The organism is Mesorhizobium sp. M0243, assembly GCF_040321775.1.
GTDB lineage: Bacteria > Pseudomonadota > Alphaproteobacteria > Rhizobiales > Rhizobiaceae > Mesorhizobium.
The window spans coordinates 102,931-120,545 of sequence record NZ_JAMYSF010000009.1 but is presented as its reverse complement, the minus strand read 5'-3'; the positions used below and the strand labels follow the sequence as shown (position 1 = coordinate 120,545).

General features: G+C 58.2%; 24 protein-coding genes. 13 read left to right on the top strand and 11 right to left on the bottom strand.

Features of this window, described 5'->3' with window-relative positions; all coding sequences use genetic code 11:
• Window positions 1–321: 321 nt before the first annotated feature.
• Window positions 322–780 (top strand): DUF1515 family protein, encoded by a 459-nt coding sequence (locus tag NKJ11_RS14625; RefSeq protein ID WP_352793644.1) that lies wholly within the window; start codon window positions 322–324, stop codon window positions 778–780.
• Window positions 781–1,917: 1,137 nt separating this feature from the next.
• On the opposite strand, the gene NKJ11_RS14620 is transcribed toward NKJ11_RS14625, so the two are convergent.
• Complete coding sequence (locus NKJ11_RS14620) at window positions 1,918–2,649, bottom strand: hypothetical protein (protein ID WP_352793643.1); 732 nt, start codon at window positions 2,647–2,649, stop codon at window positions 1,918–1,920.
• 461 nt (window positions 2,650–3,110) lie between these two features.
• On the opposite strand from NKJ11_RS14620, the gene NKJ11_RS14615 reads away from it, so the two are divergent.
• Window positions 3,111–3,209: a putative RiPP precursor gene (locus NKJ11_RS14615; protein ID WP_352793641.1), complete on the top strand. Its 99-nt coding sequence runs from the start codon at window positions 3,111–3,113 to the stop codon at window positions 3,207–3,209.
• Window positions 3,210–3,246: 37 nt separating this feature from the next.
• Here the strand turns inward: NKJ11_RS14615 and NKJ11_RS14610 are convergent, their stop codons facing one another.
• Both NKJ11_RS14610 and NKJ11_RS14605 read right to left on the bottom strand, forming a co-directional pair.
• Window positions 3,247–3,651, bottom strand: a complete 405-nt coding sequence (locus NKJ11_RS14610) for a hypothetical protein (protein ID WP_352793640.1) — start codon at window positions 3,649–3,651, stop codon at window positions 3,247–3,249.
• Window positions 3,652–3,909: 258 nt separating this feature from the next.
• Entirely contained in the window at window positions 3,910–4,137 is a 228-nt protein-coding gene (locus NKJ11_RS14605) for a hypothetical protein (protein WP_352793638.1), read from the bottom strand.
• An 86-nt stretch (window positions 4,138–4,223) separates the two neighbouring features.
• Between NKJ11_RS14605 and NKJ11_RS14600 the strand changes: the two genes are divergently transcribed.
• Complete coding sequence (locus NKJ11_RS14600; RefSeq protein WP_352793637.1) at window positions 4,224–4,409, top strand: hypothetical protein; 186 nt, start codon at window positions 4,224–4,226, stop codon at window positions 4,407–4,409.
• 47 nt (window positions 4,410–4,456) lie between these two features.
• On the opposite strand, the gene NKJ11_RS14595 is transcribed toward NKJ11_RS14600, so the two are convergent.
• Together NKJ11_RS14595 and NKJ11_RS14590 are read right to left on the bottom strand one after the other, a co-directional pair.
• Window positions 4,457–4,819 (bottom strand): hypothetical protein, encoded by a 363-nt coding sequence (locus tag NKJ11_RS14595; RefSeq protein WP_352793636.1) that lies wholly within the window; start codon window positions 4,817–4,819, stop codon window positions 4,457–4,459.
• 970 nt (window positions 4,820–5,789) lie between these two features.
• The gene (locus tag NKJ11_RS14590; protein WP_352793634.1) at window positions 5,790–6,062 is read right to left on the bottom strand and encodes a hypothetical protein; all 273 of its coding nucleotides are present in this window, start codon (window positions 6,060–6,062) and stop codon (window positions 5,790–5,792) included.
• A 139-nt stretch (window positions 6,063–6,201) separates the two neighbouring features.
• On the opposite strand from NKJ11_RS14590, the gene NKJ11_RS33825 reads away from it, so the two are divergent.
• On the top strand, window positions 6,202–6,387 hold the full coding sequence (locus NKJ11_RS33825) for a hypothetical protein (protein ID WP_502905796.1): 186 nt from the start codon (window positions 6,202–6,204) through the stop codon (window positions 6,385–6,387).
• A 430-nt stretch (window positions 6,388–6,817) separates the two neighbouring features.
• The gene (locus NKJ11_RS14585; protein WP_352793633.1) at window positions 6,818–7,294 is read left to right on the top strand and encodes a tyrosine-type recombinase/integrase; all 477 of its coding nucleotides are present in this window, start codon (window positions 6,818–6,820) and stop codon (window positions 7,292–7,294) included.
• A gap of 45 nt (window positions 7,295–7,339) precedes the next feature.
• Here NKJ11_RS14585 and NKJ11_RS14580 read toward each other — a convergent pair whose 3' ends face one another.
• Together NKJ11_RS14580 and NKJ11_RS14575 are read right to left on the bottom strand one after the other, a co-directional pair.
• Window positions 7,340–8,104, bottom strand: coding sequence for a hypothetical protein (locus NKJ11_RS14580; RefSeq protein ID WP_352793632.1), 765 nt, complete (start codon window positions 8,102–8,104; stop codon window positions 7,340–7,342).
• 44 nt (window positions 8,105–8,148) lie between these two features.
• Window positions 8,149–8,976 (bottom strand): excalibur calcium-binding domain-containing protein, encoded by an 828-nt coding sequence (locus NKJ11_RS14575; RefSeq protein ID WP_352793631.1) that lies wholly within the window; start codon window positions 8,974–8,976, stop codon window positions 8,149–8,151.
• A 328-nt stretch (window positions 8,977–9,304) separates the two neighbouring features.
• Here NKJ11_RS14575 and NKJ11_RS14570 point away from each other — a divergent pair, with 328 nt between their 5' ends.
• Together NKJ11_RS14570 and NKJ11_RS14565 are read left to right on the top strand one after the other, a co-directional pair.
• Window positions 9,305–9,505: a KTSC domain-containing protein gene (locus NKJ11_RS14570; RefSeq protein WP_352793630.1), complete on the top strand. Its 201-nt coding sequence runs from the start codon at window positions 9,305–9,307 to the stop codon at window positions 9,503–9,505.
• The gene (locus NKJ11_RS14565) at window positions 9,502–9,675 is read left to right on the top strand and encodes a hypothetical protein (protein WP_352793629.1); all 174 of its coding nucleotides are present in this window, start codon (window positions 9,502–9,504) and stop codon (window positions 9,673–9,675) included. Before NKJ11_RS14570 ends, NKJ11_RS14565 begins: the two co-directional genes overlap by 4 nt.
• 5 nt (window positions 9,676–9,680) lie before the next feature.
• On the opposite strand, the gene NKJ11_RS14560 is transcribed toward NKJ11_RS14565, so the two are convergent.
• Window positions 9,681–9,869, bottom strand: coding sequence for a DUF3606 domain-containing protein (locus tag NKJ11_RS14560; RefSeq protein ID WP_352793627.1), 189 nt, complete (start codon window positions 9,867–9,869; stop codon window positions 9,681–9,683).
• Window positions 9,870–10,024: 155 nt separating this feature from the next.
• Here NKJ11_RS14560 and NKJ11_RS14555 point away from each other — a divergent pair, with 155 nt between their 5' ends.
• Together NKJ11_RS14555 and NKJ11_RS14550 are read left to right on the top strand one after the other, a co-directional pair.
• The gene (locus NKJ11_RS14555) at window positions 10,025–11,194 is read left to right on the top strand and encodes an ATP-dependent DNA ligase (protein WP_352793626.1); all 1,170 of its coding nucleotides are present in this window, start codon (window positions 10,025–10,027) and stop codon (window positions 11,192–11,194) included.
• Window positions 11,195–11,265: 71 nt separating this feature from the next.
• Window positions 11,266–11,418 carry a hypothetical protein gene (locus tag NKJ11_RS14550; protein ID WP_352793625.1) on the top strand — a complete coding sequence of 51 codons (153 nt, stop codon included), beginning with the start codon at window positions 11,266–11,268 and terminating at the stop codon, window positions 11,416–11,418.
• Between the two features lie 968 nt (window positions 11,419–12,386).
• On the opposite strand, the gene NKJ11_RS14540 is transcribed toward NKJ11_RS14550, so the two are convergent.
• From NKJ11_RS14540 to NKJ11_RS14530, 3 genes are all read right to left on the bottom strand, one after another.
• Entirely contained in the window at window positions 12,387–12,680 is a 294-nt protein-coding gene (locus tag NKJ11_RS14540; RefSeq protein ID WP_352793624.1) for a hypothetical protein, read from the bottom strand.
• 199 nt (window positions 12,681–12,879) lie between these two features.
• On the bottom strand, window positions 12,880–13,572 hold the full coding sequence (locus NKJ11_RS14535) for an SOS response-associated peptidase (RefSeq protein WP_352793622.1): 693 nt from the start codon (window positions 13,570–13,572) through the stop codon (window positions 12,880–12,882).
• Between the two features lie 30 nt (window positions 13,573–13,602).
• Window positions 13,603–13,881, bottom strand: coding sequence for a hypothetical protein (locus NKJ11_RS14530; protein WP_352793620.1), 279 nt, complete (start codon window positions 13,879–13,881; stop codon window positions 13,603–13,605).
• A 94-nt stretch (window positions 13,882–13,975) separates the two neighbouring features.
• On the opposite strand from NKJ11_RS14530, the gene NKJ11_RS14525 reads away from it, so the two are divergent.
• From NKJ11_RS14525 to NKJ11_RS14510, 4 genes are read left to right on the top strand one after another with little or no spacing between them, the layout of a single operon-like run.
• Window positions 13,976–14,269 carry a hypothetical protein gene (locus NKJ11_RS14525; RefSeq protein WP_352793619.1) on the top strand — a complete coding sequence of 98 codons (294 nt, stop codon included), beginning with the start codon at window positions 13,976–13,978 and terminating at the stop codon, window positions 14,267–14,269.
• Window positions 14,266–15,471: a glycosyltransferase gene (locus tag NKJ11_RS14520; RefSeq protein ID WP_352793617.1), complete on the top strand. Its 1,206-nt coding sequence runs from the start codon at window positions 14,266–14,268 to the stop codon at window positions 15,469–15,471. Before NKJ11_RS14525 ends, NKJ11_RS14520 begins: the two co-directional genes overlap by 4 nt.
• Window positions 15,472–15,491: 20 nt before the next feature.
• Window positions 15,492–16,445: a sulfotransferase gene (locus tag NKJ11_RS14515; RefSeq protein ID WP_352793615.1), complete on the top strand. Its 954-nt coding sequence runs from the start codon at window positions 15,492–15,494 to the stop codon at window positions 16,443–16,445.
• A complete protein-coding gene (locus NKJ11_RS14510; RefSeq protein ID WP_352793613.1) occupies window positions 16,442–17,614 on the top strand; it encodes a DegT/DnrJ/EryC1/StrS family aminotransferase in 1,173 nt (390 codons plus the stop codon). The genes NKJ11_RS14515 and NKJ11_RS14510 overlap by 4 nt, the downstream gene beginning before the upstream one ends.
• Window position 17,615: the final 1 nt, after the last annotated feature.

Sequence of the window (17,615 nt, the reverse complement as noted above, 5' to 3'; positions counted from 1 at the left end):
TTTACAGTGTTGGCATGGTTTACGAATGCTTTCGCAGGCCATCCAGCTCACGCGCTTGCCACAGCTATCCGGGCGACCTGACGTCAAAACAGGCGTGGCTAAGGCGCGGGTCTGCCATCTGGCTTTAGTGGGGCCGGTTGAGGGTTGAGCCGCTTGCTTTGACCGGCTGCAAAATTCCTGGCGAATTCCTCATTCTCGAAAAGCTGTTGGGTGGTCACGCCATCCTCGACGCAGCCGGTCCATCTAGGGGGAACGCTCGCGTTTCCCGAGCAACGGTTTCCGGACCCGCTCCCCGCCGGGACGACAGGCGTTCTCGAGCAATTGGCTGAGGAGATCCGGCAGTGGTCGGGGCAGGTGATACCGGCATCTCTTGCCGGGATCATTGGATTTAAGCGTAAACTCCACGCGCGATTTAAGCGTAAACTCCACGCGCGAAAGGTTGCGTCGGAACAGCGCTTACCACCGAGATCCGACGCTATCAAGGACGGCGATTCCCGAGCCGCCCTGAGTTACGGGCCATCCGAACATCGCGCCGCCGCAAGTCGATCGAAGAGGTACGCCAAGACCGACGAGCTGGTTGACAGGGTGGCGGCAACCGAAACTGCGGTCAGCAAACTCAATGACGACATGACGGGCGTGAAGGCCGTTACAGCCGAGGTGACCCGGTGGAAGCTGATGGGTCTCGGGGCCCTGGGCGTGACCGGTATGGCGGCGGCGGCGCTGGCCTCGCTGGTCACCGCCTATTGGGCCGATATCTGGCGTGCGCTGCGAGGCGGGTAATCGTCAGTAGAGAAGCTCGGCGTACTGGAATGCAAATATACGGCCGCTGGTCATATCCGTGACTTCCAGGAGAAAGTTCCCCGATTTATGGCACGTGACCATGCGGCCCGTCGCCATCTGCGCGGCACTGAGAGCTGTTGGCTCGACGGAGCTATATTCGGCTGTCACTCGGCCAGCCAAGAACTCTTTGATTTGATACACCAACGTACGCCCCGTCCGTGCAGGATCACTGCATTAGTCAGGTCTAACACTGGCTCTCGACGGTTCTGAGTTGGACTTTAGTGCATGCTCCATGCCCGAGCCGTGGGCCACGTGTATCCATTACATGAAGTGGAGCTTGACGAATTGCGGAGGAAGCAATGATCCCCCATGAGCCAAACCAATCAATCGCAACCATGTTCAGTGCATACATCTGTCCGCACTTGAGTTTTGTCAGCAGATTGATAGGTGCACGCGATCAGGTAGCCGTTCTGGTCTTTTCTGGAATCGACGAGGGTCCAGTCTCCAGATTTCGCATCACATAAGACGTAATAGTGCTCCGGGGCCCCGTCCGTGCATGCGGGCAAAACCAATCCCACAGCAGCGATTATCGCCAGCTTAGCGAACCGCACACATTCCCCCATGCCCGCGCACCTTCCAATATGCGAACTTAGAAATCGGGAGCCTTCTACGGCGTCCGCGATGCCGTCTTAAGGAGCGAAGATAGAATTATAGATATCCGTACAAAAAGCAGTATGGAGCCGACTGCGCACAAAACGAATAGCGTAGCAAACCATGCTGGAGCTCCTCCCGTTTGCAACGGGGGGGTGGCTGCTTGCAATGTGAAGAACCCAAGGAACGATACGACTAGGAAGCTAAGCGCACCCCACAGCGCCTCGTGCAAATAGTTGAATAGCATCCCGGCATAACCGGTGGCAGCCAGCTTTTTGAATACGGGAGTGCCTGTAAGGCCCAACACGATGGTTTCAGCGGTAATGATGAAGCCGACTAAAACGGACGCTACAGTTCCCGCTGCCGCCAACATCGGTAGCGGGTCAGATGGGAAAGTGCTGTAGCCGCCGACATAGTGCCAGACAGCTACGCCTACTGCCGCGCCAATGTACGGCCATGACCGCTCGAAGTGGATTGGTTTCAGCCTCAAACCGGCAGCACCCCGGCGTCCTGCCAACTCTCTAGTGCTCCGCGCAGTGCGATCCATCTGTCATTTCTATCATACCTCATCCCGTTGCCCAACTGTATCCGAACGTCAGTGGATACCCTTTCCGAGATCAAATCGACTTCCTCCTGACGAGTGTGGTCATCCACCTTCCCGACGATGACGGCAGATTTTACTGCGCTACCCAACCGCACGATGTCGTCAGCTATACCCCAGACACCCTCCGCCGAAAGCTGACCGCCTCGCGTGGCGGTAGACTGTAGTTTGATCGACATCGTTTCGACGCCATCGGGCAAAGGCGCATTCAAGACGCTGCTCAGGCTACGGCCTGCCTCAAGGTCAACCGCCAAGGCTCCTGGAAGGCTGATCTCGACCTCGACCGATCGGAATATTCCGAACCGGCGCAAGCGGGCATAGGCTTCAGGCTTTAGAACGGAGCCAATGCCAAATCCAAACGCATCCGCATTCAAAGGCCGTCCGCCTCCCGGCATCCCCGCCGCCTTGTCTGCGGAGAAGAGATAATCGCGGACACTCCCTAAGCGAGGGCCGTTATGGTTGTATTGAAAGGCCATATAGCCCGTTGCCGTATCCACCACGAAAGCAGTGTCTTCCGCAAATGAGTGGCCCGCTTCCATCGCAATAGCGCTCACAGGCACCTCTGGAGCCATTTTACCCGGCCCGTGCCCCTGCCGAGGAGCCGCGAAGTCAGCCATAATGAATCCGTCCTGCCTATCTAAGCTCTCAAGCCGCATTGTAGCGGCCCTGCCAGGAAACGAGCGGTTGTGCATAGGTCGATCCCAAAGCCAATCCAAAAGAGCTTCAAGGGATCTAGGTCCTCGCTGAGCGACCCTGTACGCGTGTACTCTCATTTACTTTCCTCCCGCAGCGCGAACAAAGAACTTCGAGCCGGGGAGAGTCAAGGAGTCGCGTGGTGCTCGGTAAGGCACTCCACTAAATTAACTGATGGCGGGTCAGTAGAACAGCATTGGAAGCTTTTATTACGAAATCACTGCCCGTGATACAAACGCTGCCAGCCCCTCCGCCGCTCGTTGACCCACGCTGATCCAGCACCCCATATCCTGCCGGCGCCGAAAGATAGCGGGCATTTTAGCATCGGCTTGACAACTTGGTTGCCCCAAAGCACCTTCGGTGATCGGAAAAGCGGGAGCACCTTATGAAAAAGACCTATGAAAAGCCTGTCCTGACGAAGAGGGGAATTCTTTCCTCGGTCACGGCGCAAGTCGTGGATTCGGGTTCTGCCACGTCGGACTGAGCCGATCCGTGAACCGGCTTGGCAAGCCGGCGGGCTTCTAGATCGGACTCGTTCGAATGTGAATCCCCTGTTTGCCATTGGGCCATCTGCTCGTGTCGATCGGCATCAGGAATTCGAACTCATCGAGACTGCGGTCAAAGTCGCCGTTAAAGTCTTGAACGATCATTCCTTTGCCAATCAGTACTATTTGATGCCCCTCAGCCGGATCGAGAGCCCACCAGTAACCTTCCTGAACTGCCTCACGATCGACCGAACCCGTTGTCGGCAGGCGATCTGTATCGACACGCTGCAACAGATCAAACTCGATTAGATTGAAGGGATCGGGATCGCCAATCCGAGTGGCCATTTGGCCAAACGAATAGGTTTCCACGTCGATAATCTCGGGTCGATCGTTCTCCTGCCTAATGCTGACCGCCCACCAGTAGCCGTTTTGCGTTTGCATGGCCTTCTCCAATGACATTCGTGCGGCCGCAACTCCCATCGCGGGGTGGCGACCATGTTGATGCTGAGGGAGTTGTGTTTGGGCAGCCGTGCTGCTCGTTGTCTACGACGTAAGGGCTCCCCCATCGTCGGTTATCACGCGGCCTTTCCGAGGCACCCTGGGCCGCTTCTCTCAGGACACGCAGCGAAGGTGATCTAACTCGCTCGCGCAGTCAAGAGCTACAGTGTGGCCAAGCGCGGAACCTCCAGCAAGGCCACGCTAAGCCTTAATGCTCGGGGAAGGCGGTTTCATGATCACGCGCAATTGCATCTGGTCGATCGTTGCTACGATGGCGGCGGCAATGGCTTCCGCCTCATTGATCAGTTCGGGACCATAAAGCCCGTTGACCATCTCTTCGCTCGGCAGCACGCCGGGCGGGCAGTGTTCCTCGATTGTGCGCCGGATGAGCGTCAACGCTGCCCGGCATTCGTCGGCTTCGATCTTCATAACCAATGAAACATGCACTTAAGCTAAAATGTTCCGGAACCGATTTCAGCTGCGGCAATGTCCGCTACTGCCGGTCGGCCGACTTGATGATGGTCTACGGCGGCGGCGTCGATCCGCAGACGCTGAAGTTCGATTGCAGCCGTTGCAAGCCACAGATCAAGATCACGCTGCTGGAGATGCATCCGGAGCACCTGCCGAAGCGCTTGGTGATCCACAAGCCCATGAAGATCGACGGCAAGATAACATGGCATACTGAGCGCTTTGGGGGATGACCCCACGGCAGCTTCGCTGCAGGATTTCGGGAGGCTAATCGCACTGGCTATTGAGTTTCTCGGAGCTTCAGAAGGCCCTTGATCTTGGTTCCCTGCGGACCAAACCAGTAGTAGGCGGCGCTGCATTCCTCGTCGGAAAGCTGCGCCGGTTCAGGATGGCCTATAAAGGGCACCCCATTCGATATCATCGAACTCGTCCCTTCGTTTGCCGCAACTGTGATTGAGCTCGGAGTATCGGGTAGTCCCACCGACACCGCCACCTCCATGGCTCGGACGGGGTCAAGTTCGTAGGCCGGACACTTCGATGAATACCAAAGGGCGTGGGAGAAATCGCCGCGTCTCACATCAGCTTGCGCTTGAACGACACCGCCAAGCAAGACCAGCGCTGCAAACCCAATCCGGTGCTTCATGGCAACCCCCTCGCAAATATGCGCGCGAATCCGTCGACAACGCAATGAGGGTTGAAAAGCGAGGTTGTCAGCGCCATCGAGATCAGGAATAAATCCTGCTTATGCGGCGACCCCCGTCAAAGGAGTTCGCTACCATGGCCAGATGGACGAGCAGGCAGCGGAAGCGCTGCACCTAAGCTAAGCGCTGCGCTTGCGCGGTCATATCAGGTAAGTCTAATGTAACGTCATGTTCTGGCCATTGAGGCGGTGCGGCGGCGCGTTCGGGTTGGGCGCAACCATTGCTGCGGCCTGCGCTTTCGGAACTCCTTTGGCATCGGCACACGATGACTGGTACGAAAAACAATGCTGCCATAACCAGCATTGCGAGCCGGTGGCCGACGGTGCCGTCCGCGAAACGAGCAGGGGCTTCATGGTACCGTCAGGCGAGTTGCTTCCTTATGCGGATGGCAGGGTGCATCAGTCGCACGACATGCGTTTTCATTGGTGTCATGCTTAAAAAGTAACGGCAGGCCGGCATCATGAATTTCCATCTGGCAACCCTGACATAACCATCTGCCTATACGTTCCGCCTAAGTCATTCTGACATTCTGTCGGACGCCCCTTCACTCTTGTTTTCCGTACCCTCACCATTGCGCGCTCCAGCCATTCTCGGGGGGTAAGACCGGCATCGCCGGCCGTGTGAAGTACCTGCGGGGCGAGGATGACCTGCGGCACTGCAGGATTTCAGGGAGGAATTGAGCAGGGGTCACTCAAGGTGTTGCTAATATACAGCACCCGACAGCATCTCTAACGCATCGCGCGCGGATCCGCTTCCATTGGCCACCCCGGTTCGTCAAAATCACAGCGAACAATGCGAGGCGGTGAGATGGACAAGCGGCAAGATAACAAGACCATTGAGCTGTGCTGTCTGCTAGCCGTTCCGGTATCACTGCTCCTCACTGTGGTATTCGCTGGGATGGTCCTTGGCTGACTAACGCACTGTGGGCGTCACCAGCCGCACAACATCAAGCGCGACCGTCACCACCGGGCCACCCAGGCTGACGGTTACGGCGTCCTTCTCGACCCGTGTGATGCTGCCGATCAGTTCCATGGTCTGGCCTTTGACCACCTTCGTGGTGCTATCCCGAACGGAATGGGGAAATCCGTAGGTCGGTATTGACACGCTGATCCTGTCGTCAGTGACGCGTCGAATAATGGTGGCGTCGATCGCCACCTCATCGCCGATGTTGAGACCTCTAGCCATGCACTGGAGTCTGGTGCGGCCGTCTCACGGGTCAAGTAGCGGAACCGAATATGCGCTTTGAACTTATCGGCTGATGAGCACACGCGGGATCGCTTTCTCGATCGGTGGATGGCAGAGCACCTGCCCAACGCGATGACTGATGATCCAGTGGCGGTTAGACCTGAGCATCGTCAAGCCGTGCATATCACCGCATTGCGACCACTACAGGCAGACGCGGGTCTTGCATGAGGTGCTGTTGAACACCGTCCGGGAAGTCACGGGGAGGGAAGTGGAGTTCATTCGGTGGAACACAACCGGGCCGGTTCGACCGCCGACGGCGGGGTAACACCCTCAGCCACAGGATCATTGCGCTACAAAACGACGACCTAAAGCCCACGGCGCAGTCGGTGACATATTCTATGAAACAGAGGTGAGCTTTGAAGGTCACGGGCCGCATGGGTGAAAAGCAGCACGACAAACAAAATAACCACTGCAGATGCAAACCCGGTGACAAGAGCCATACCAGCGAACGTCACCAGCGTCGGGAAGTTCCCCGGGGTAAATGGCCGACGCCAGGGTGGGAGCTGTTGGGCTGTGCGGCGCCGGCCAAGCGGACAATCAGTCCGCCGCATTCGAAGACATGGGCCGATTCGGCCCTGTGCGTTATAGCGTGATCGCGGAAGCTCTGGCCTAAGAGACTCATATCGCCGCATTGCGGCCTACTGGCAGACGCGACTCCTGCATGAGTTGCTGTTAACCGTCGGCCACACCAGAACGTGTCGCCGGAAGATCAGCGGGCATGGGTGGCGGCGAGCTACCGGACGATCCGCGATCTCATTTCTGCGGCGCTTGTGACAGGCGCCCGGTTCGGCGAACTGGCCCGGCTGCGGATTGCTGACTATGACGTCATGAACAAGTCGGTGTTCATCGCCGAGAGCAAAAGCGGGAAGCCGCGGCACGTCCCGTTGCCAGAGGGTGGCGCCGATCTGTACGCCAGTCTCGCGGCCGATCGCGGCGCCGGCGACCTACAATCGGTCCTGGAAAGCCGTTCTGAAGGTCGCAAATGTGCAAGATATCACACTGCACGAGCTGCGGCATACCTACGCCAGCACGATGGCCGGCAATGGGGCGCCGCTGACATCGTGGCCCAGGCGCTTGGGCACAGCGACGCTCGAATAGCGGAGCAGCACTATGCCCATCTGGCGCCTTCGTATATCGCCGACACTATCAGGAGACTTGCGCCCGATATCTGACATCGATCCCAAGAGGTTTGTGCGCATTTGCGACGGCGCTGCATTCTACACGTCGAGTTCGCGCCGAAAGCGAAGCTGCAGCACCCGCAGTTCTTCTTCGACAATTGAGAGCGCGCTGTCTCCAGCCCGCACTTTGATGCTTCCGTTCTGAGCATACCGCGCTGCGGCCCGGCTAATGGTCAGGTCGTTGAAGAGGTCGACGAAGTCTCCGCTAACATTGCCGTGCTTCCGCTGACGGTTGATGGAAGAGTGGATTACGCCGTGCGTTCGGCTGTCGAGCGCGATCTCGGAAGAGGGGATAAGTCTCGCTTTTGCCAGCAGTTCGCAGGCGCTAAATAGGTTGTCGATATACGGAGCTTCGAAGCGTTGATCGAAACTGTGGCGGGCCGCACTTATGAATTGCCCGGCGCGCGTTACGAGATCGGCGGCCGTCGCTCTGTTTTGTTGAAAATCAAAAGTCACTGCCCAGTTGCCATTATTGTGCCGAAATGCGGTTAGGTGACCGAAGTTGGCGTCCTGCTCAGGCAATTCGAAGCTCTCAATGTACTCCAACATGTCGGCGGAGACCGGCTGACCGGCTTTCATTTCGGGTGCGCCCGCCTTCAGCCGCGCGTTTCCCTTAACCTCTTCGTTTAGGCGAACGAGTGGTCTCGGGCTGGCTCCGAAAATGACCTGCGCGGCGACGAACATAGGAGCAGGAACCGGCAGAGTGCCGGCTTCCTGGCGAGCAATCACCTCGGGCGTAAACCAAAACTTGAACGCCTGATCTAGGATTCTTTGTGTGAACTCTGCAGGGGTTAGTTCACTCATTAGACGCCTCTTTCCGTGATTTCCTAGCTGGATGCTTAGGCGTCTTAGCAGAGCGTCTCGCATGCCACGCCGTCGCCATCGCGGTCCAGCTTGCCACCCCACGGGCAGTTGCTGAGATACCATTGAGCCTCATCGCACGAGCTGATTTGCGAGCACTTTCGCCGCGGCTGGCATGTGTAACTTTGCGCTACCTGCCGGCTGATGATGCCTAGCGGCTGGTTGTTTGTCGTCCGGACGCCGCCGTCCCCATGCCCCGCGCGCCACTCCCAAGGCGGCTGAAATGCGCCTACCCACAGCCCAACCTTCGCTGCCTCCGCCTTCGCCTGCTGCGCTGCATAGGCGCCATGGCTGTATTTGGGCCAGTCGAGCGCCTGGCCGTGCTCGACCATCCAGGCGGCCGCACTGGCGCCGTCTGCGCGCCGGCAGTCGCCCACGAAGCGGTTGTAGCGGTCCCAAGCGACGAAGGTGCATGTGACCGGCCTCGAGGCAGCCAAGAACCCGTCGAGTGCTGCCGCGGCCTTCGCCCCGCACCGGTAGCGAACGCCCTTGGCATTGTCGCATTTCTGGGCTGACTCGGGGGCGTCGATGCCGTTGAAGCGGATGCGTTGCCCTTGAATCTCGATCGTATCGCCGTCGATGACAGAGGCGACGCCGGTGATCGGCTCCGGGCTGCGTCCAATCAAGTTAGAGACGTGGAGGTCAGGGGAGCCTTCGCTGAGCTGCACCGCGAACTGCGCGACGAAGGCGGCTGCCGCAGCCACCGTCACGAAGACCAAGCGCTTGGGAACGCCTGCCAGAAAGCGCGCACGTGCCCGCTGCGCACGCCGCTTGCGCCACTGATCAGACCCGTTGTCGTATCGATACTTGTCCACGCCCTGCGTCCCCACAGACAAGATGCGACTGTTTCCGCTGGGAGTCGAGTCGGCTCACGGTCCGCGGCAGCGGTCGCCGCCTCATCCGGGGACAAAAAGCCCCGGCGCTGGGTCGCGGCACCGGGGCTTATGGCATGTACGAGCTACCTAGCATGTCCGCATATGAGACTGCGCTAATATCGTAAATGAATGGTGAACTGGAATACTCCGCCGGAGGGGAAAGACGGCCCGATAATAGGCTGCTTTCCGTGGCGCTTGCCGTATTGGTCAGTGCGGGCGTGCGAGGTCGCGGAAATGCAACCAACGCCTCCGCCGCCCGTTGGGCGCCATGCCGTCGACCTCGATACGCAAGTTGGACTATGACACGAACACCAGGATTCTCTCGGTCTGGTTTGTAGCCAGCGGGAAGCACTATGAGTTTTTGGACGTACCGGTTGAGACCTTCACCGCGTTCAAAGCTGCCTTTGCCAAGGGCCGATATTTCAACGACCACGTCCGCAATCGCTACCCATTCCGGCTCGTGACATGAAGCTCCAGTTCCAACGGCTCGTGTTGGGGCTGATCGTGCCAAGCGACCTGGCGGAAGTCACGCATGCCGAGCCGCTGGCCGCATACCGGGCAAATCATGAAATTCTCCTGCTCCTCGGCAGGCTCGCCGCCGTGCTGCTTGCCGGGGATGGGCGGTCCAAGGTCCGATAGCTTGGTCATTTACTCCCCAGAGCTTTTGCTTCTCGCTCCAGCGTCTCCCGGTCGTTGCCGTGCTTTTCGATGAGTTCCCGCACTTCGGGGATCGTAAGCTGAAACTTGCTCGCGAGATAACCGACCTCATATTCTTCGTCGCCTGATACCCGGTCACGGTCGCGGAAATCACGCTTGCTCTTGTCGTCCGGCATGGTTGTTCCTCCTGATAGAAGAACAGCGAAAGTCGCGCCGGGTTCCACATCCGGTATCCGGCCTGGCCGCGCGAGGTTCTTCGTTACTGGGGAGACTATCGATCTCGTGTGGCGGCCTCGACCAGACGCCGAATCCTGCCTAACCGCTCGATGTTTTGGGCCACTATCTTTTCCGAGAGCTCAATCGCGATCTCGGCACGTTCGAGGCGCTGGCTTGCATTGGCGAGATCGGCGGCCATAGCGATTCCCTGGCATTTCGTGATGTTTGTCATGAGATTGAAACACCGGGAGGGCGGAATCGTTCCCTGACGCCGGCCGGGTCGCGCTCCAGCGTTCGCATACGGCTGGATCAAGATCACGCTCCTCGAGGTACTCAGGAGCTGCCCAAGCGTCTGGTGCGTTCCTTTGCAACCATTTTAGCTTATTCTAATTTAAATTCGGTCAGTCCGAGTTCGCGTATGTTGAAATTCATCCGGCCAATGTTCCCCACGCTTGTCGAGGTGCCGCCGACAGGGGACAACTGGATTCACGAAATCAAATATGACGGCTACCGGACTCAAGTCATTATCGAGAACGGCACTGCCCGAACGATCACGCGGAGAGGCTACGACTGGTCGTCCACGTACAAGACGATTGTCGAGGCTGCGGCAACCCTACCGGCCACGTCGGCAATCATCGACGGCGAGGCAATCGTTCTCAACGAGAAAGGCGTGTCGGATTTCCATTCGCTGCGGTCGGCGATGCGATGGGCGCCAGATCGGATCATCTTCGTCGGGTTCGACTTGCTGCACCAGGATGGCATCGACCTACGCCGTGAGCCGTTGCTGGCACGCCGGGAAAAGCTGCTCGAACTCGTCGGGCCTGCCAAAGGCGTGATCCAGTACAGCCACCATGTGCATGGCGGCGGGGCTGACTTCTACGCCGCGGTTGATCGCATGGGCCTAGAGGGCATGGTGTCGAAGCGGGAAGACAGCGTCTATCGGTCAGGCGACACCGAAGCTTGGGTGAAAACCAAATGCTATGAGGAAGTCGACTTTGAGGTTGCAGGCGTGCAGCGCAAGCCCGGTTCGGCTCCACTCGCCTTGATGGCAACCCGCGATGCGGAACGCCGCTACGTCGGCTCGGCAAACATCGCCCTGACCAAAGCCATGCAGGAACGTCTTTATGCCAAGGTGCAAGAAGAGAAAGGCACGCCACCGAAGGGCGCCGACAAGCCCGACGCCGAATGGATCAAACCTGGCCTTGTCGGACGCGTGAAGACCCTTAAGCGCGAGGACAAGCTGCGCCATGCGACGTTGCGGGCGATCCGCGAGGCCAAGCCGTGACGCCCGAGCCGCTCAACTCCCCTGTGGCAATCGAAGCCACTAGCGAACGCGCAGCCTTGAAGCTCGTCAGAATGGCTATCGAGCAGGTATGTCCGCCCGGCGTGCTGCCATCTGAGGAAGCCGTCCTTGGCCTCTACGGGCCGGAACCGATCCACGAAGGGGAAGCTCTGACCAAGGCGATCATTGAGACGGTCGAGCGTCTGACGAAGGAAGCCCGCCGCTGAAGGACACAGACAGCGACGGGCCTTGCACCAGAGCTTGGATTTGAGGAGGGGACATCTCAACCAAGCACATTTCCAACTTGGATTGCGGATGCATGTTCCTCAGGTCGGTGCAAAAAGTTCAGCCGGCGTGGCGATCAATCGGCATCCGCCCAAGGGGCGCCACCAAACACGACAAGGGCAAGCCCGACATCGTTTGAGCCCTTTACAGAGAACTTTGAATTAGGAATTATGTCCTCGAGTGGGGCGACTCTCAAGAGGTGTCGCAATCGCTAGGTCAAAACCGTCAAAGCAGTTGTCTCAGGCTGAAATCGAGCGCTTTTTGGGGGCAGCGGAAGCGCTGCACCTGAGCATCGTGAAACCGTTCATATCGCCGCATTGCGACCACTACCGGCAGACGCGCGTCTTGCATGAGGTGCTATTGAAGGCCGTGCGGGACGTCAGCGGGAAGGAAGTCGAGTTCATCCGTGGAACACCTTGGACCGGTGCTGCCCCCTAAGGCTGGATAGCGCCTAGCGGCAGAGATCGATCACGCCGAACCCGAAGAACTGACAATGCCCGCGATGTGGATAGCGACGGCATCAAGTCCGCCGTCGTAAATTCTCGTCAGGATGTGTTCCGCAGCTTGAGCCCTTTGGGGAGTGCACCCGAGAAGGTCGCCACCGCCCAACCTTGCCGGCCTATCGGCGACGCAATCCCAAACTCCCCACGATCCGTCGCGTTCAACATGACAGTAAAATCTGTGCTGGTGATTTTCCATGCAACGTAAACCCCCAGCATGCCCTTTGGGGTCCACTCCATCAAGGAAGGTGGTTAATGGGCGCGCCGATCGCACTTTGCGGCATCCGAATGCGGGGATCCTGTACACCCCCGGCGGGGCCGATCGGCAGTCTGGTCTACTCTATAGGCATTTCAGGGGTGGCCGGCCGGCCATTCTGGGTAGACAACTCTCAATGGTCGGATGCAGGGAATTAGGCAGAGCCCTCGGTCTCGCTTTCCTCATCGAACAGACGCGGCACCGGGAGATAGGCGTTGGCAATGAGCCAATCGCCAATGACGGTCTTGATCAGATCCGATTTCGCCAACCCCAACTCTACTGCGATGTGGGACAGCGTATCCTGAACGCCAGGATCAAGAACGATGCCGCCCGTGTTTCGAATTATCAGCGCGGCGCGTCGAAGCATGATTTGAAGATCAGCGCGCGGAATGTCTGCGATGCGGTCCGACGCCTGCTGCAATTCATCGGCGAACGTCGAGCGGGTCATTGGTGCCTTCCTCCCAAGAGATATTGATCGCCGTCGGCGCGATGCCCGCGGCAGAACCAATGTGATGGACCATTCGGTCGCGCGAAGCCGAACGGCGCGCGGTGGCCGCATCCAGCGTGCTCGCACGCGTGGTTCTCAATCCGCTGGCGTTCGCGCAGCGGAGCTTCCATGCCTTCGGCAAGTCTGGCGGGTTCGTCACTCATAGCGGATTGATCGGCCCGACCAATGCGGGATGGTCGTTGGGCTGCTTGTTGATGAGGGTCGAGTTGACGTCGCGACCTACGCGATTGAACTGCAGTTGGCCGTCGATGTCGTGGCTCAGGATATCCTTCAAATCGTCCTTGGGCGTAGCCGGGTCCAGCCACGCATCATAGTAGGCATGGTCGAGGATGACCGGCTGCCGATCGTGCAGGTTTTTCATCGGGTCGCCGGCGGGCTCGGTGATGATGGTGCAACTTGTGATGTCGAGGTTGGAGTTGTAGGCCCACAGCCCTGCGAGTGAGAACGGCGCGTGGCCGGGCAGATAGATGTGCCAAGGGTCCTTCTTGCCGTCGGCCGGCGAGATAGTCCATTCGTAGAAGCCGTCGGCCGGGATCAGACAGCGCTTCGACTTGAACGCGTCACGGAAGGCCGGGGCCGTATCGACGCCTTCGATCCTGGCGTTGAACATTGCCGCCTTGGGCATCTCTTTCGCCCAGAACGGCACGAGCCACCAGCGGCCCTCCCGGAGCTTGTGATTGCCGTCTTCGCCGGCAGTGACGAACGGGACTTCCTCGGTCGGCGCGATGTTGTAGCGAGGGGCGTCATTGCGGCCGGTCTCCGCCGGCGCCGTCAGTCGATAGAGCCGGTGGATTTCCGACCAAGACAGATATCTGGTGTAGCGACCGCACATGACCTGTCCCTGTTGCCGCAGAAATCTCGATCAGTGGCGAGAGCCGGCCTTCATGACTTCCCGGAGATAGATGTCGGTCTGATGGCGTATTGCCTCCGACAGAGATAACGCAAGACCGACGTCATCGGGATAATTCGCTAAGACCCAGGTTGCGGTAAGCTGGGCAATGGCCACTTTCTGACTAACATCGGACAGGCCGCGCATTTGCTTGGCCATCTTGTTAACCGCCCTGTCAATCGCAGGGCGCTCACGCTTTACCGTCGCGTACATCTCGGGTTGTTCGGATTCGGTGGCGATGATCGGTTTCATGGCTGTGTCTCCATTCTGCCAACAGTGAACAAAATGAGAACGATTGAGTCAAGAGCCTCTTGACCTGAGAGGAATATGTTCCTCTTTTAAAGGGATGGCGCACGAACCGATCGACACACTGGGCAAGGCGACCCGGCACAACATGCTAGTGAAAGCAGAGTGCAGTTGCGGCAATGTCCGCTACTGCCGATCGGCCGACCTGATGATGGTCTACGGCGGTGGGGTCGATCCGCAGACGCTGAAGTTCGACTGCAGCCGCTGCAAACCGCAGATCAAGATCACTCTGCTGGAGGTGCATCCGGAGCATTTGCCAAAGCGCCTGGTGATCCACAAGCCCATGAAGATAGATGGCAAGATCCACTGGCATACCGAACGCTTCCGGGGGTGACAAAGACACTCGCCGATACCTTTGCGGCCCGTGAAACCGTCTATGTGAATTGCGGTCACGCGATGTGCTGCAAATCAACAAGGCTCGACATCCCGGCGCTGATAGACTGGCTTGGTCCTGACCGGTCGATGCATTCGGATCTTGTCGGACTCTTCGCATGCTCGGATTGCAAGGGTGGCACCCCGCGCCCGGCGGTCCCGCTATCGATGGGCGGCTCCTCTCTGAATGCGTCGGCTCACACAGATCAAGAACGTTTTCGGACATTTACACCGAGCCATTACCTCCCTAAGGAAAATGCAACGAAGCAAGGACACTTGGACATGCCGCTCGCTGAACCGGCAAATAATGGCCTCCGTGTTTCGGTGCTCTGCCAGACCTTCAATCACGCATCCTTCATCGACCAAGCCTTGTCCTCCATTGTCATGCAGAAAACCACCTTCCCGTTCGAGGTGATCGTGCATGACGATGCATCAACCGACGGAACGACAGACATCGTCCGCGCTTACGTGGCGAAATATCCGGGAATGGTGAGCGCGGTAATACAGAAAACCAATCTCTATTCCTTTGGGGTCAGAGGCATGGTTGCGAAGTTTCTGCTGCCGCTGGCTCGAGGTCGTTACTGGATTGTCTGCGATGGTGATGATTATTTCACCGACGAGCACAAGCTGGAGAAGCAGGTCAGATTCCTGGATGAGCGGCCGGAATGTTCGGTGTGCTTCCACCCAGTTCAGTTCCGTTTTGACGACGACAGCGAACCCGCCTCTCAGTATCCTCAGGATGGATCTGTCGCCAGGTTTGACCTTGAGACTCTATTGTCCCAGAATTTCATTCCGGCCAACTCGGCGATGTTTCGGCGGCGATCCTACCGAAATCTGTCGGTTTCGAACATGTTGCCGAACGATTGGTACCTGAGCCTTTTTCACGCGTTATACGGCAAGATCGGCTTCATTCCTGAGGTCATGGCAGCATACAGACGGCACTCTGGCGGAATCTGGTGGCAGGGCTCTCGAGACAGATACGCACATCTGCGCGCCCACGGTCTGTGCATCGTAGTCATGCTGCACGAGGTCCTGAAATTATGCCCCGATCACCCGTCCCGACAGCAGATCATCAAAGACCAAATTAATGCGCTCGAAAAAGAAATTGTCGCGTTTTTCGGTATTCGTGGGCGTTTGTGCATTGATGCGGTGCTAAGATGGTAGTGCGGCTCCTTGCAAGACGCGTGGCTGGACGCACCAGGCGGGCGGCCCGGCTTGACCTGATCAGGGCCTCCTTCCTGTTCAACTCTGCCTGGTACCTTGACCGCTATCGTGATGTGCGCGATGCCGGTGTCGACCCTGCCTTGCACTATCTCGTCCATGGTGGGTTCGAGAATCGCGACCCAAGCCCGAGCTTCAGCACTGTCTGGTATTTGGACACCTATGAAGATGTTCGGGCCGCCCGGATTAATCCGCTGTTGCACTACCTCCAACACGGCAAATCAGAAGGACGTACATTCGCCACCCATCTGAAGGCCATCAATGATCTGCTCACCATAACTCAAAAGGTCTTCGTGATAGGCAGAAACAAGACCGGAACAACGTCCCTTGCTGCGGCTCTGGAGGCGGTTGGCTATAGGATTGGTTCACAGCATCAAGCAGAGGCTCTGCTCGATGAATGGCACCGTCGTGATTTTCGTTCCTTGATAGAATATTGCCATTCGGCAGATGCCTTCCAGGATGTGCCGTTCAGCTTGCCCTCTACATACAAGGCGCTCGACAGTGCGTTCCCAGGCGCAAAGTTTATCCTGACAGTGCGGGATTCCGCGGATCAATGGTACAAATCAGTCACGACGTTTCACGCCTACCTGATGGGGTTGGACAGACGTCCGACACCAGCCGATCTGAAGCAGTTCAGCTACCACGAACCGGGCTGGTTGTGGCGCCAGCAGCTCTATGTCTACGGCATCAATGAAGCATCCTTATATGACCCTGACATTTACAAGGCGCACTACCTAAATCACAACGCAGAGGTGATCGCACATTTCAAAGACCGCCCACACAGCCTGCTCGTGCTCAATCTCGCCCATAATACGGCTGCGGGGGATCTCGCCCGGTTCCTCGGCATTGGCCAATTGGGAATGACTATCCCGCACCTGAACGCAACGCCTCATGAATTGCGGAGCGGCAAGGCATGAGCACATCGACCCTCTACATTGATCATTGCCGTGAGTTGGCGCTGGCTGGCGGTATCCCGCCGCGGCCCCATGGCGACAATGCTGAACGGCCTGCGAGAGGCCGCATCCGTTATGTCGAAGCCAAGATGCCGGATTGGCGGCGCCTCACGGAATTGAGCAGTCTTTGTGCGGAGCAAAATCAGTGGACCAATAGCGGCCCCCTGTCGCTGGCGCTTGGTCGCATCATCAGCCATGTCTCACATGTGCCGGATTCACATTGCACTGTGATGGCCAGTTCGGGAACTGCAGCGCTGTATGCTGCAGCTGGCATCTTTGCCGCAAGAGCTGGCAAGCCTCTGCGCTGGGCGGTCTCGGCTTTCGGGTTCTCCGCGACGCTCACAGGCCCGTTCGCCGGGCTGACCATCACGGTTGATTGCGACGACCAAGGCTTCCTCGACCTCTCCGCGCTTGCCAAGATGCCAGATGACATTTGGGACGGGTTGCTGGTCACCCGACCCTTCGGGCTCGAGCGCGACATGTCGCGCTATCGCAGCTTTTGCGACGAACGGGGCAAGCCCTTGATCGTTGACGCTGCGCTGGCCTTTCCAGGGCTTCCCACTATAGGTCCGGACGTCATTGAAATCGTTAGCTTCCACCACACAAAGCCGTGGGGATTCGGTGAAGGAGGGTGCATATTCGCGCCCGCGGCAGATGAGGTACTGGCCCGCTCGATTCTAAGTTTTGGGGAGGATCAGCCAGCCTGGGTCTTGCCCAGCGTTTCCAACGGCAAGCTGTCCGAACTCGCGGCTGCCGCGATTATCGATCGACTCGAAACGATGCCGGCATGGTCGGCCCGCTATCACGCTCAGCGCCGGCGAATCGTGGGTCTGGTCGAGCAATCCGCCCTCAAACCATTGGGGGACTATGACGACGTTACCATAGCGGCCAGCGTGCCGGTTCTAGCCTGCCGGCCAATCAAACTTGAAGAACTGCCGGATGTCGGGTTCGACTGCGGTAAGTACTACGTGCCGTTGTCGACCTCTGCCCGTATGGCCAGTTCCATTCACGACCGGATTGTCAACATTCCTTGTCATGGCGACATGGCTGATATCGCCGATGAGCAAATCATGGCGCTGCTAGAGCGTATGGCGCTCGGCTCTGTCTCTGTCGCAGCCTCTCCCAGGGGGTAAG

Bases quoted from the DNA above. Each gene is read 5' to 3' on its own strand.
- NKJ11_RS14615 (WP_352793641.1), top strand. From the start codon at position 3,111: ATGAAAAAGACCTATGAAAAGCCTGTCCTGACGAAGAGGGGAATTCTT.
- NKJ11_RS14550 (WP_352793625.1), top strand. From the start codon at position 11,266: ATGGCTATCGAGCAGGTATGTCCGCCCGGCGTGCTGCCATCTGAGGAA.
- NKJ11_RS14570 (WP_352793630.1), top strand. From the start codon at position 9,305: ATGCCGTCGACCTCGATACGCAAGTTGGACTATGACACGAACACCAGG.
- NKJ11_RS14535 (WP_352793622.1), bottom strand. From the start codon at position 13,572: ATGTGCGGTCGCTACACCAGATATCTGTCTTGGTCGGAAATCCACCGG.
- NKJ11_RS14560 (WP_352793627.1), bottom strand. From the start codon at position 9,869: ATGCCGGACGACAAGAGCAAGCGTGATTTCCGCGACCGTGACCGGGTA.
- NKJ11_RS14610 (WP_352793640.1), bottom strand. From the start codon at position 3,651: ATGCAAACGCAAAACGGCTACTGGTGGGCGGTCAGCATTAGGCAGGAG.
- NKJ11_RS14540 (WP_352793624.1), bottom strand. From the start codon at position 12,680: ATGACCCGCTCGACGTTCGCCGATGAATTGCAGCAGGCGTCGGACCGC.
- NKJ11_RS33825 (WP_502905796.1), top strand. From the start codon at position 6,202: ATGATCCAGTGGCGGTTAGACCTGAGCATCGTCAAGCCGTGCATATCA.
- NKJ11_RS14525 (WP_352793619.1), top strand. From the start codon at position 13,976: ATGGCGCACGAACCGATCGACACACTGGGCAAGGCGACCCGGCACAAC.
- NKJ11_RS14600 (WP_352793637.1), top strand. From the start codon at position 4,224: ATGATGGTCTACGGCGGCGGCGTCGATCCGCAGACGCTGAAGTTCGAT.
- NKJ11_RS14510 (WP_352793613.1), top strand. From the start codon at position 16,442: ATGAGCACATCGACCCTCTACATTGATCATTGCCGTGAGTTGGCGCTG.
- NKJ11_RS14530 (WP_352793620.1), bottom strand. From the start codon at position 13,881: ATGAAACCGATCATCGCCACCGAATCCGAACAACCCGAGATGTACGCG.
- NKJ11_RS14620 (WP_352793643.1), bottom strand. From the start codon at position 2,649: ATGGCTGACTTCGCGGCTCCTCGGCAGGGGCACGGGCCGGGTAAAATG.
- NKJ11_RS14580 (WP_352793632.1), bottom strand. From the start codon at position 8,104: ATGAGTGAACTAACCCCTGCAGAGTTCACACAAAGAATCCTAGATCAG.
- NKJ11_RS14590 (WP_352793634.1), bottom strand. From the start codon at position 6,062: ATGGCTAGAGGTCTCAACATCGGCGATGAGGTGGCGATCGACGCCACC.
- NKJ11_RS14605 (WP_352793638.1), bottom strand. From the start codon at position 4,137: ATGAAGATCGAAGCCGACGAATGCCGGGCAGCGTTGACGCTCATCCGG.
- NKJ11_RS14565 (WP_352793629.1), top strand. From the start codon at position 9,502: ATGAAGCTCCAGTTCCAACGGCTCGTGTTGGGGCTGATCGTGCCAAGC.
- NKJ11_RS14595 (WP_352793636.1), bottom strand. From the start codon at position 4,819: ATGAAGCACCGGATTGGGTTTGCAGCGCTGGTCTTGCTTGGCGGTGTC.